Genomic DNA, 13,191 nt, shown 5'->3' with positions numbered 1-13,191 from the left:
TATTGCGCGGTAATAAGTAACCTAAGATTTAGTATGGATAATCAACCTAATAATCCTTTGCATGGCGTAAAACTTGCCGATATCGTCACTAAGCTACAAGAAAAATTTGGCTGGGAAGGCCTCGCTGCGCATGTCGATGTTCGCTGCTTTCAAAATGATCCCAGTGTAAAATCAAGTTTAAAATTTTTACGTAAAACGCCTTGGGCACGTGAAAAAGTAGAGCAACTTTATGTCGATACGTTTTTCAATACCCAAGAGGACGATATGGCAACTTTCCAGTGGAAAAGCATTAAAAAATAATTATTCTTCTGCCATTATCACCGAAAGCGATTTCGGTGATATTTCTACAACGATTTCCTCAGCTGTTTTCACCTCGCCATCAATTACATAGCTTAATTCATTTTCTGCCGTAACACAGACACGCTTAGCATTTGTGTGATGGCTGTTAATTGCAAAACTTGTCTGAGTAATGCTTGAAAAAACCAACTCAGCAATACTCAAGGTACTGGCTTTCGAGTCTGCACTTGGGGTAAGCCAATTAACATCTAGTAACCCATCTTTATGATCAGGCTGCCCTGCTGATTGCGCTAGCAGGGTGGTGAACGGTGCTGCGTTGGCGATAATCAGGCTTGTGGTATGAATTGACTGCGGTTCATTGTTATCAAGTTTTACGGTGTAATCTTGAGCTTCATGCTCGCCGAGCGCGTGCCAAAAACCTTGTAAATAGGCCAATTGCCCCGATTCATTTTTTGCATCACGATGCGCTTTTTCTATCATCTTTTGCTCAAAACCTATCCCTACAAGCAATAGCATACGTTCGCCATTACACAGTGCAGTATCAATACGACTCGCCTGCCCTTCAATAATGAGCTCACAGGCTTGTTCGACAGGAATTATTTTTGACCGAATGCCCATTAAAACATGCGCTAACGCATTTGCTGTACCTAATGGAATGATCCCTAATTTACAGGGGGTATCAACCAACACACTTGCAACCTCTGTCACAGTGCCATCTCCCCCACATGCAATGATTACATCGGGCTGTGATTTAATGGCCTCTTTTGCTAAATCAATGCCACTAATTTCGGCCGTTGTCGTGTGTACTGTTAAATCGTAGTACTGTGATAATCGGGCGGTAATTTGTTTATTTTTAGATTCCCATAATTTCGTGCCCGATACAGGGTTAGCAATAAGTACAGCTTTATTTTTAATTAATAAATCACCGGCTTTATGACGTCTTATTAAATGACGTAATTGACGTTTATTAAGATTTGCAGTCTCACGTGTTTCTTTAATTTGCTCAAGTATCGTGTGCACATCTGCATCTTTGTTTTGACTCAATAAATAAGCAGCCATAACAAATACAGAACGACCGCGTCCTAATGCACAATGCACTACAACGCGTCTGTCTTCTTTAATCTGATGATGTATCCAATTAATGGCTTGATTTAATTGTGCGCGGGTTGGCACGCTGTGATCAAGTACTGGAATATTTAGATAACGGATATTTTCTTGAGTAGACGACCATTCTAAGCCATCAAACTCACAGGTTACATCTAAAACGGCTGTGATCCCCATTTCTTTCATACTGTCTATGTCAGATGGAAATAATCGACAAGCCAAAAACAAATGCTCGTTTATTTGTTGAAGTGGCGGCACTTTATCGTGTTTTCTAGACCACGCGTTATAAAGTTGTGCGCCAAGTAAAAATGGAATAAACGCCCACCGTATATACATGGGAATAATGCCATTTTCACGTTTACGGAATATTCGCGCGATATCAAAAAAATAAGCCGCGCTCACTAATAATAATGAAAGCGCTGTCCAATAAAAAAATAGCGCAAAGTACACCGTATCTACACGCAACGCAGCAATAATAAACGCTACGGCTAAAACTAAATAGGTTGATGCTGCCCACATAATCACTCCTTGTTATTGTAATTATTTATACATAGCAAGTTTCACTCCAGAGTTTAAAGTACACCACGCCTTTTGATATACCTTAAATCAATAACTTAGCAGATTTACTATTTATATATAAATAAGTTTAGGACATTTTTTCAATAACATATGAATAACTTACACATTATGAATAACTTGAAACCTATAAATTTGCCAATAAGCACATCCCTGCTAACCTAATTAATAGAAAAGAGGTGGGTTAACATTGATTTCACATCCTTTTTTCTAAAAATAATGTTTCGTGCATCTAAACCGGTGAGTAAACCGTTACTTCTATACAACAAGAAAAACAGGAACTTTATGGACAACGATCAACTATTAGCGTTACTGAGTGCAACAGCGAAAGGTGACAAAAATGCCTTTGCAAGTTTGTACAAATCAACTAGCGCTAAGTTATTTGCCATTAGCTTAAAAATGCTGGGTAATCGGGCTCAGGCTGAAGAAGTATTGCAAGATGCCTTTGTAAAAATTTGGCACAATGCCAGTGACTATCAAGTATCAAAAGGGGCTGTTATGTCATGGATGATAAGCATAGTCAGATACCGTTGCCTCGATTTATTACGCCACCACAAAGTGCGTAAAGAACAGAGCTTAACTGATGAGCAAGAACAAGAAGATTTAACGTCTATTCAAGTTGCTTACGAAGATGATTCAAAGTTGGTCGACTGTATCGAACAACTTGATCCACAGCAAAGACAAGTAATTCACTTGGCTTATTATAAAGGGTTGACTCATCACGAGCTTGTTGATCACATTGCATCCCCTCTTGGCACAGTTAAAAGCTGGATCAGACGTGGGTTACAACAACTACAAAGGTGCCTAACGTTATGAATTATGAAAACCAAACACTTATTGATATGTTAGCAGCCGAGTATGTTCTTGGGACATTAAGAGGCCCCGCTCGCGACCGTTTTGCTCGTTTAATGTTAACCTCTACCCGTGCAAGAGAAGCAACATGGATGTGGGAGCAACATCTCAATAACTTAGCAAGTTCAATTGAGTCTGTGCCACCCGATGAAGCCGTATGGGAAAAAATTGCCAGTCGTATCGACCCCAACGTTGTGCCTTTGCAATTAAAAACCAAAAAGCCACGCTCAACGATACTACAAGCATGGTCGCTTATTGCCACCGCTGCGAGTATTGTCCTTGCGCTTATTATTTGGCAGCCTCATGAGTCGGTTACATCGCAAGCGCAACAAATTGCACTTTTTAAGAATCAAGCCGAATCTGCACTTTGGTTTATTGATGTCCAAGACGACAGCCTTGCAATTAAAGCATCGACAGCACTTATACCACGCACAGACAAAGATTATGAGTTATGGATGATTTTAAAAGGGCAAGAAGCGCCCATATCCTTAGGTCTACTGCCCAAGTCAGGCCGAATTGAGCTACCTAAAAATGCCCAATTTAATGCGAATGACATTGCACTCCTGGCTGTTAGCTTAGAACCCTTGGGAGGATCGCCTAATGGCTCCCCAACCGAGGTTTTATACACCACCGAATTGGTTATTCTTTAAATCTAAAAGCTGTGCATTGCACGGCTTTTTGCATTTTTGTTAAAAAATTTTCAAATTATTGCATCCAATTAAATTCTTCGCCCGTATTTCACTATGACTTAATTTTAAAACTAAGGAAAAAGTCATGAAGAACGTAACTCCATCTCTAATTGCTATTGTAGTATGTAGTACCCTGTTCAGCTTGCCTACAGAGGCATCTAGTCACCGAGAAGCACCGAACATCACACGCTTCCCAACATTAGACTCAACAGACTTTTACGCGTTTAATAGTTACGAAGAAGGCCGTGGCGATTATGTCACGTTCATCGCAAACTATATTCCACTTCAAGATGCTTACGGCGGTCCAAATTATTTTGCGATGGACCCAGATGCAACCTACAGCATTCATATCGATAATGACGGCGATGCTGTCGAAGATATGACCTTTGCTTTTAATTTCAAAAGCATGTTACCTAATGACAACATGGGTGTTGCTTTAACAGTCGGCCCAGAAGGCAATCAACGCACGATTGCAGTGCCATTAAAGAATGTCGGCGGTGTAGCGGCCGGTAATAATGCAGCGGTTAACTTTAGCGAGTCATATACAGTGAGCATTGTAAAAGGCCCACAACGTACTGGCTCTAAAACAATGCTAACAAATTCAATGAATAGCAGTAATGAATTTTACAAACCGCTTGATTACATTGGTAACAAAACATTCTCTTCAATGAGTGCTTACAAAGAATACGCTGACCAGTACATTTACAGCGTGGCAATCCCAGGCTGCGACGGTATGGGTAAAGTGTTTGTAGGTCAACGTAAAGACCCATTTGTTGTTAACCTAGGTAAAACTTTTGACCTTGTAAATTATGTCCCTGTCGAAGGTGATAGTGCTCCGGGTGCTGGTGATGGCGGTGGTTTTCCTGGTGGCATCACACAATCAGCTGATAATGACGACCTAGCAATGAAAAATGTGACAGCCATTGCTGTTGAAGTACCTAAAGCCTGTGTGACAGGTGAAGGTAATGGCACGATTGGTAGCTGGACAACAGCAAGTCTTCCGCAAGCGCGTATTTTAAATCCAAATGCGTCATTTGCTAAAACAGCGGTTAACGGTGGTGCATTAACTCAAGTATCACGTTTGGGTAGCCCACTGGTTAATGAACTTGTTATTGGCTTAAAAGACAAAGACACCTTCTCTACCTCAGCACCTGCTGACGATGGTCAATTTGCTGATTATGTAACGCATCCATCACTGCCTGAGCTGCTTAACATCTTATTTAAAGATGCCGTGAACAGCACCTTAGGCACAAATATTGAAACACTCGCGCCGACTAATTTCCCTCGTAATGATTTAGTCACTGCATTTTTAACTGGCTTCCCAGGTGTAAACCAACTAGCCACAGTCACACCGTCTGAAATGCTGCGTCTAAATACAGCGATTGCGGCAACACCGCAAACTGAACAATCAGCATTTGGTGTTGCGGGCGATGACCTTGCAGGTTTCCCTAATGGTCGCCGTCCAGGTGATGACGTGGTTGATATTGCACTGCGTGTCGTAATGGGCCGCTTGTGTTACCCAATCCCAGTAAATGGCACTGACACCGACTTAGGCTTATGTACATCAGACGATGCGAGTGTAGGTAATGTACCGTTCACAGATGGTGCCCCTTTAGATGCAACCATGATGGATGCGAGCTTCCCATACCTTGCGACTCCAATTGCTGGTTCTAAATAAGGAGAGCTACGATGCGTAATTTAAAACGCTCTACAATCACACTGATGATTATGGCTGGTGTTCTTGCAGGCTGTAATGACAGTGATAATGATGACAAAGATGATATGAAGCCTGTTCCAGTTAACAAGGCACCCAGTGCAACTGATGCAATGGTAACAACGCAAACAGAGGTTGTTATCGAAGACATGCTAGAGGGCTCTGACCCTGAAGGTGATGCTCTTACTTACAGTCTTGTATCAGAGCCCACATTAGGCAGTGTGGTTGTGCAAAGTGATGGCAGCTATACCTATACCCCTAATGCAGAGACCACCGGCGCTGATAGCTTCGAATTTGCTGTCAGTGACGGTGTAAACAGCCAAGTAACTGCCACTGTCAGTATTACCATTGAAGCATTACAGGTTGATTTTGCTGCTATTGGCCGTGCTGCATTTAATCAAGCTGCTTCTGACGAACCATTACGCCTCAATGGTCGTGTGTTCTTAAACACCGGTGCTGAAGCAAACTTCGATGATTTAGTTACTGGAAACTAAGGTTTAGAAATTTGGCCATGGATGGCTTTTATAAGGAGCAACAATGAAATATTTAATCTGGTCGTTTATTTTTGTAAACACATTCGCTCACGCAGAACCTTACATTCCAAACGATAACGACGTTATTGCCACATCAAGCACCCCTCTTGCTGCTACCCTGACACTTCAAGAGCTTGCAACGTTATTTGAACAAACACAATACGCGGGCCAAACAGAAAGTAAGCAAGGGCTCCTAAAACGCTACTTAGAACAGCAAGTCAATACAAGCGACGATCCCGAAATTCTTTATTATTACGCGCGTGTACTACAACGCGAGCATCAATTTGACGAGGCTTTAGCCTTTTTAGCCAGAGTAAAAGAGCTAAGTCCTCATCATGTGAATGCCGCATTATTAACAGCAAAGATATTAATGGTGCAAGGTAAGTTCGACGACGCAAAGTCTGAGTGCTTAAACTTAATTGGCCATGCAAGTATTGAAACTGTGACCACATGTAGTTTAGATGCACAAAGTCAAACGGGTAAGCTTGAAGAAAGTTTTCAGGCATTAAAAAAGATCGCTCGCAAAGAGACGATGAGTTTAAATACCCGCCATGTACTTGCCGAGATGGCTTTTAGATTAAATAAGCCTGAGCAAACAATTGATTATCTTGCGACTGTGAATTTAAAAAACTCACCAGTGAGTTTGGTGGTGTTATGGGCTGATGCACACTTGGCAATGAATAATCTAGATACCGTATTATCGACTCTGAGTGCATTATTAGACGATAGCGCCAACCTTGAAGATGCCATTTTGCTGCGTCTTGCACAGGCAGAAAAAAATAAGGTCGATAATCAATCGAATAAATGGCGACTCAAATTAAAAGAGCGCATTATTTTAAGAGAATTACGCCAAGATCTATTTCATGCCAGCGATCTTACTTGGTACTATTTAACAATTGAAGAAAATCAGTCTAAAGCACGCTATTGGGCAAATATTAACTGGAAACACGCGAAAATGGACAGCGATAAGCAGTTACTCAAATTAGCAAACGATATCGATTAGGAACATAACCACGATGAAAAACATAATTTTAATTGCATTCTTAATCGTTGTTACTAGTTTTAATGTGTCTGCTCACCAACTAAGTACAGCGTACATTAACTTACAAAACGACAGCAACGACACCGTGTCTTTATCAGGCTCGTGGCAAGTTGCAGTTGCAGACATAGAGCAAGCTATTCCATTTGATTTAAACCAAGATAACGTGATTATTTGGCAGGAAATTAGCGCAAAACAGGCTGCAATAGCGTCGTACTTACTTAATCATATTACGGCTCAGCAAGCAGGTGCTACCTGTACGGTAAGCGCTGAGGGGTCACTTAAACTTGATAACCACTTTAACCAAGCGTATATCGATGTACCGCTACAAATTTACTGTCCTGAACAATCAGCACTGACGCTCAGCTACAATGCAATAATGCAGATTGATGCTAATCACAAAGCCATCGCAGCAATCAATAACACAAGTCGAGTGTTTAGTCGGAATAATCAGCAACAAACGCTTAATTTCTCTCAAACAAGTTATGGTCAAACATTTGTTGAATATGTGTATCAAGGTATTTTGCATATTTGGATGGGTGTTGATCATATTTTATTTTTAGTGGCGTTGCTTTTAACCTGCGTACTTGTGAGAGACAAAAATACGTGGCAAGGGATCCAATCAAAGAAAAAAATTGCCGTCGGCACAGCTTGGATAGTCACCGCCTTTACGCTTGCTCATTCCATTACTTTGACAGCCACGGCCCTTGAATTAGTGTCACCCAATAGTCGTTGGGTTGAATTAGGTATTGCGCTCTCTGTTCTCTTTGCAGCGTTAAACAATATATGGCCATTAATCGTTCGATTAGGCTGGGTGACTTTTGCATTTGGTTTATTACATGGAATGGGCTTTGCCAGTGTCTTAGGGGAACTGGGTTTATCAAGCGATTATCAATTAATGAGCATACTGGCATTCAATTTAGGCGTTGAAGTAGGTCAGCTTGTGATACTTGCTATCTGTTTACCAGTATTAATCAGTCTAAGGAATCGTGATTGGTATCGTAAATGGCTGATGCCCGCGGGCTCACTAACCATTGCTGTTATTGCCTTACAGTGGTCAATTGAGCGTTTTTAAAAACCAGAATAAAGGCTAAATGCCTTTATTCGAAAGGCAATAATAAGGTCTGCATGGTAGGCCTTAATGCTTTTATTAACTGCTCGGTATCTAATGAAGGGTTAAGCATTTTGCGTAATAACAACCCGCCCATCACTGAAAACATGACTTCGATGCGTGCGTTTATTTCATCCAGTGCAGTGCCTTGTAAAGGACCTCGTTCACCAATTAATAATTCGCGCATTGAATCACGCGCATGAGCATCAGATTCTCTTAAAAGGTTGGCAATTTTCTCGTTGCGTGCAGCTTCAGCGAGCATTTCTAAATCAAGGGCGCCTTGATTTAAATCTGTGTGTCGCTCTACTCCTCTATTAAGGCCATCCAATAACACCGAAACACGGTCTCCTGGCTTGTCTGCAAACTCTCTAAAGATTGAGAACATTTCTTCCATGTCACGTTCGACAATAGACTCAATGATGGCTTCTTTACTGGCAAAATAGTTATAAATATGGCCTGCACTCATACCGGCTGTTTTCGATATTTCAGCCATACCAGCGCCATGATAACCTTTGCGACGAAAACAATCTGCCGCAGCACAAAGAACTTGATTACGTCTAGCTTCTGCGAGCGCAGGATCGCTGTGTCTTTTGGTTTTTTGCGTCATGTTTTCTCCACACTATTCGCCCGTATAGTTAACTATAATTTAAACAAGGTTTACATGATCTTAATCATAGCGCTAAAGCAAAACAACTAAGATCGTGTAAATCCTTGAATAAACAATGCAATTGCTGGCTTATTGAACAGCACCTTGTGCATTCCAACCACCGCCAAGGGCCTTATACAAATTAATTTGGCTTGCAAGATACGCTTGCTTACCCATAATTAACTGCTGGCCCGCACTGTACCAATTGCGCTGCGCATCGAGTACCTGCAAATAGCTATCAGCCCCTTTTTGAAAGCGTGCATCCGATAAGGTAAAAGACAGCTCATTGCTTTGGTAAAGGTCATTTAGCGCTGCTAATTGTTGCTTATAACCTTGACGGTCTGCTAATGCGTCAGACACTTCTTTAAATGCCTGTTGAATTGTTTGCTCATAACGCGTTAAGGCCACTTTTTGCTGCGTTTCAGCCACCTCTAAATTTGCTTGGTTACGACCCATATTAAAGATAGGCAAATTAATAGAAGGCACAAAGCTCCACGTGCCCGAGCCTGCATCAAATAAATTGTTTAAATCTGCTGATGCCGTCCCCGCATTGGCTGTTAAGCTAATACTTGGGTAAAAAGCCGCTTTAGCAACACCAATATTCGCATTTGCAGCACGTAAATCATGTTCAGCAGCTTTAATGTCAGGACGTTGCGTTAACAACTCCGACGGTAAACCAACCGGCACCTCAGGCATACTAAGTACAGTATCGATACTTTGCTTAGGCAATAAATCGACATTGACTGATTGGCCGACCAAAAAATCTAACGCATTTTTATCACGCTTAAGTAAACGCTGGTAATTCGCTATATCTACTTTCGCTCTCGCAACCGTACTTTCTAGCTGCGATAACGTAAGTTGTGATGCTGCACCAAGCGCAAATGTTTTACGCGTAAGCGCAAGTGACTCTTGCTGCGACTTTAATGTGTCATTAGCAAGCTCTAACAGTGCTTTATCCGTTGCGTAATTTAGCCATGCATTAACCAGCTCAGAAATTAAGCTGATACGAACACTGGATAAACTATACTCAGCAGAATAAAGATTTTGCAAAGCTTGTTCAGATTGATTACGAACCTTTCCCCAAAGATCGAGCTCATACGCGGTTAACCCCACGGTAGCAGAATAGTTTTCACTGATAGCTGCCTCACCGGTGCCCGTTAGGCTCCCGGGTAAACGTTGACGTGTACCCGATGCATTCAAATCGATACTTGGATACAGATTTGAATCCTCAATTTGATACATCGCTCTCACCTGCTGCACATTAAGTGCAGCCGTTTTTATGTCTTTGTTATGTTCGAGCGTTAATTCAATTAACTGTTGTAATTGCGCATTACTAAAGAATGCTTGCCAATGCAGGTCATTAATATTTCCCGCATTGGTTTCATCTGCATAGTGTGGTGCAACAGGTAATTCACGCTGTTCAAGGTCAGGGGCCATATTACAGGCCGAAAGCACTAAGGTCGCGACTGAAATAGAGACCAGTTTAAGTTTCATTATGCTTGCTCCTCACTATTCACTTTTTGTTTGCCGGGAAATACGCGACGAACTAACACAAAGAATAACGGAACGAATAACACCACGATTGTTGATGAAGCAAGCGTGCCCCCAATCACTGCAATACCGAGTGCATTTTGAGCTCCCGAGCCTGCACTTGATGCTATCGCAAGCGGTAAAACACCGCATACGAACGCCATTGACGTCATAAAGATTGGGCGTAAACGTAAGCGAATAGCAGCAATTGCAGCATCAACAAGCTTCATACCTTCGTCCATTTTATGAATCGCAAATTCAACAATTAAAATCGCATTCTTAGAGGCTAAACCTATGGTTGTTAATAAGCCAACTTGCAAGTAAATGTCGTTCGATAAATTAAACACAAATGACGCCACACCCGCACCAAAGACACCCAGTGGAACAATTAGCATCACCGCAGCCGGCACAGACCAACTTTCATATAATGCCGCAAGACATAAAAATACAACCAGCAATGACAATGCATAAAGTAACGGTGCCTGACCCCCACTTAAACGCTCTTCATACGATATACCGGTCCACTCAAATGCCACACCTGGCGGAAGCTGTTTCACTATTTTTTCAACCTCAACCATTGCCTGCCCTGTACTGTAACCTGGCGCAGCAGCACCTTGAATTTCCATCGCCGAGAAGCCGTTATAGCGCTCTAAGCGTGGTGAGCCATAAGTCCAATATGAATGGGCAAATGCAGTGAATGGCACCATATCGCCGTTTGCATTGCGCACATACCATTTATCGAGGTCTTCGGGCACCATGCGTGATTCTGGAGTCCCTTGCAAATACACTTTTTTCACACGACCACGGTCAATAAAGTCATTTACATAGCGACTACCCCACGCCGTTGATAACGTGTTGTTAATGTCAGTTTGTGTTAAGCCAAGCGCTTCTGCTTTAGCTAAATCAATATCCAGTTCAAGTTCTGGTTTATCTTCTTGGCCATTAGGGCGAACACCTGAAAGCACCGGGTTTTTAGCCGCCATGCCTAAAAACATATTGCGTGCTTCAAGTAATTTATCATGACCAAGCCCTACGCGGTCTTGTAAAAATAAGGTAAAGCCGTTTGCAGTACCAAGTTCTACAACTGCAGGAGGTGGAAACGCGAACACAAACGCTTCTTTAATTGTTGAGAAGTATCCCATCGCTTTACCCGCAACAGCGCCCACTGATAAATCAGGACGTTGACGTTCATCCCAGTGTTTTAAACCAACAAAGCCAATCGCTGCATTTTGACCAGATCCCGCAAAGCTAAAACCTGTGACTGTAAAGATAGATTTCACTGCTTCAGATTGATCTTCCAAGAAGTGATGCTCCATTTTTTCAACCACTTTTAACGTTTGTTCCGTGGTTGAGCCTGCTGGCAAGCTTACTTGGTTAAACAATATACCTTGGTCTTCATCTGGTAAGAAAGCAGACGGTAATTGCGAGAAAATATACACCATGCCGCCTACAATCAAACCATAGCAAAGTAAGTAACGTTTACTGTGCTTAATCATGCGTGCAACAAACCCTTGCGCACCCGCATTGGTTTTATCGAAACCTCGGTTGAAGCCTAAAAAGAAACGACCAAATAGTGATTTATCATTGTGTACATGGCTTGGCTTTAGCATTGTTGCACACAGTGCTGGTGTAAGAATAAGTGCCACTAATACCGACAAGCTCATTGCTGTTACAAGCGTAATTGAGAATTGACGATAAATAACGCCCGTCGATCCTGCAAAGAAAGCCATAGGAACGAATACCGCAGAAAGCACCATGGCAATCCCCACCAAGGCCCCTTTAATTTCATCCATTGATTTACGTGTTGCTTCAAGCGGTGACAGGTTTTCTTCTGTCATTACACGTTCCACGTTTTCAACGACAACGATAGCATCATCAACAAGTAAGCCTATCGCTAACACCATCGCGAACATGGTTAAGGTATTAATTGAATAACCAAATACTTGTAATATCGCAAAGGTACCCAGTAATACAACCGGTACAGCAATTGTTGGAATAAGTGTCGCTCTAAAGTTCTGTAAGAATAAATACATAACTAAGAACACCAAAACCACGGCTTCAATTAGCGTACTAACCACTTTTTCGATTGATAAAGAGACAAAAGGCGTTGTGTCATACGGTACAACAGTCGTTAACCCCTCAGGAAAGAAGGGTTCAAGCTCAGCAAGTGCCGCTTTAACACCATCAGCAGTATCAAGTGCGTTTGCACCACTGGCTAGCTTTACCCCTAAACCCGATGCTGGTTTACCGTTAAAACGCGCAACCACACCATAGTTTTCACCGCCTAATTCAACCTTTGCTACATCGCTTAGGCGCACAACTGAACCATCAGGATTCGTTTTAACGAATATATCTCTAAATTGCTCTGGCGTTTGAAGGCGGCTTTGTGCCGTTACGGTCGCATTTAATTGCTGGCCATCAACTGCAGGTAATGCCCCAAGCTGACCCGCAGATACTTGTGCGTTTTGAGCACTAATGGCTGCACTGATATCTGCCGGTGTTAATGCATATTTTTGTAGTTTTGATGGGTCAAGCCAAATGCGCATTGCATATTGAGAACCAAATAACTGAACCTCACCCACGCCATTAACACGCGAGATAATGTCGAGCACATTTGATGAAACATAATCACCAATGTCGATATTATTCATACTGCCGTCTTCAGAAACAAAACCGACAACCATTAAGAAGTTACGTGCTGATTTCGCAACAGACACACCTTGGCGCTGAACTTCTTCAGGTAACAGTGGCGTTGCAAGTGACAGTTTGTTTTGTACTTGTACTTGAGCGATATCAGGGTCTGTATCAGCGCTAAAAGTCAATGTAAGTGTTGCTGAACCATTAGACTCCGATGTTGATGACATATATAACAAGCCATCAAGCCCTTTCATCTTTTGTTCTATAACCTGGGTAACCGTATCTTCTAATGTACGGGCAGACGCACCTGGGTAATTGGCTTGAATGCTAATGGCAGGTGGCGCTATTGATGGATACTGCGCAACCGGCAAACTTTTTATTGCAAGAATACCTGCCAGCATCACAACGATGGCAAGTACCCATGCAAAAATAGGCCGATCAATAAAAAATCGTGACATGTAGA

11 protein-coding genes are annotated in these 13,191 nt (G+C 42.1%); 7 read left to right on the top strand and 4 right to left on the bottom strand.

From position 1 onward, the window contains the following. Positions 1 to 33 precede the first annotated feature (33 nt). The gene (locus tag H3302_RS16385) at positions 34 to 300 is read left to right on the top strand and encodes a VF530 family DNA-binding protein (protein WP_036972744.1); all 267 of its coding nucleotides are present in this window, start codon (positions 34 to 36) and stop codon (positions 298 to 300) included. On the opposite strand, the gene H3302_RS16380 is transcribed toward H3302_RS16385, so the two are convergent. Beyond that, entirely contained in the window at positions 301 to 1,920 is a 1,620-nt protein-coding gene (locus H3302_RS16380) for a diacylglycerol kinase family protein (RefSeq protein WP_036972747.1), read from the bottom strand. It lies immediately after the preceding gene. A gap of 342 nt (positions 1,921 to 2,262) precedes the next feature. Between H3302_RS16380 and H3302_RS16375 the strand changes: the two genes are divergently transcribed. From H3302_RS16375 to H3302_RS16350, 6 genes are all read left to right on the top strand, one after another. Further along, positions 2,263 to 2,793 carry a sigma-70 family RNA polymerase sigma factor gene (locus H3302_RS16375; protein ID WP_036972749.1) on the top strand — a complete coding sequence of 177 codons (531 nt, stop codon included), beginning with the start codon at positions 2,263 to 2,265 and terminating at the stop codon, positions 2,791 to 2,793. Then, positions 2,790 to 3,479: an anti-sigma factor domain-containing protein gene (locus H3302_RS16370; RefSeq protein WP_036972750.1), complete on the top strand. Its 690-nt coding sequence runs from the start codon at positions 2,790 to 2,792 to the stop codon at positions 3,477 to 3,479. Before H3302_RS16375 ends, H3302_RS16370 begins: the two co-directional genes overlap by 4 nt. Before the next feature lie 124 nt (positions 3,480 to 3,603). Next, positions 3,604 to 5,196 carry a DUF4331 domain-containing protein gene (locus H3302_RS16365; RefSeq protein WP_182396600.1) on the top strand — a complete coding sequence of 531 codons (1,593 nt, stop codon included), beginning with the start codon at positions 3,604 to 3,606 and terminating at the stop codon, positions 5,194 to 5,196. A gap of 11 nt (positions 5,197 to 5,207) precedes the next feature. Then, positions 5,208 to 5,726, top strand: coding sequence for an Ig-like domain-containing protein (locus tag H3302_RS16360; protein WP_065979148.1), 519 nt, complete (start codon positions 5,208 to 5,210; stop codon positions 5,724 to 5,726). A 43-nt stretch (positions 5,727 to 5,769) separates the two neighbouring features. Further along, positions 5,770 to 6,768 (top strand): lipopolysaccharide assembly protein LapB, encoded by a 999-nt coding sequence (locus H3302_RS16355; RefSeq protein WP_182396599.1) that lies wholly within the window; start codon positions 5,770 to 5,772, stop codon positions 6,766 to 6,768. Between the two features lie 13 nt (positions 6,769 to 6,781). Beyond that, on the top strand, positions 6,782 to 7,879 hold the full coding sequence (locus tag H3302_RS16350; protein WP_065979146.1) for a HupE/UreJ family protein: 1,098 nt from the start codon (positions 6,782 to 6,784) through the stop codon (positions 7,877 to 7,879). A gap of 25 nt (positions 7,880 to 7,904) precedes the next feature. On the opposite strand, the gene H3302_RS16345 is transcribed toward H3302_RS16350, so the two are convergent. The 3 genes from H3302_RS16345 to H3302_RS16335 form a co-directional block, all read right to left on the bottom strand. Further along, positions 7,905 to 8,522, bottom strand: a complete 618-nt coding sequence (locus tag H3302_RS16345; RefSeq protein ID WP_065979145.1) for a TetR/AcrR family transcriptional regulator — start codon at positions 8,520 to 8,522, stop codon at positions 7,905 to 7,907. Positions 8,523 to 8,651: 129 nt separating this feature from the next. After that, on the bottom strand, positions 8,652 to 10,055 hold the full coding sequence (locus H3302_RS16340; protein WP_065979144.1) for an efflux transporter outer membrane subunit: 1,404 nt from the start codon (positions 10,053 to 10,055) through the stop codon (positions 8,652 to 8,654). Then, positions 10,055 to 13,186: an efflux RND transporter permease subunit gene (locus H3302_RS16335; RefSeq protein WP_036972767.1), complete on the bottom strand. Its 3,132-nt coding sequence runs from the start codon at positions 13,184 to 13,186 to the stop codon at positions 10,055 to 10,057. Before H3302_RS16335 ends, H3302_RS16340 begins: the two co-directional genes overlap by 1 nt. Positions 13,187 to 13,191 lie beyond the last annotated feature (5 nt).

The organism is Pseudoalteromonas sp. MT33b (assembly GCF_014117385.1).
Taxonomy (GTDB): domain Bacteria; phylum Pseudomonadota; class Gammaproteobacteria; order Enterobacterales; family Alteromonadaceae; genus Pseudoalteromonas; species Pseudoalteromonas lipolytica.
This window is presented reverse-complemented; position numbering and strand designations above follow the sequence as displayed.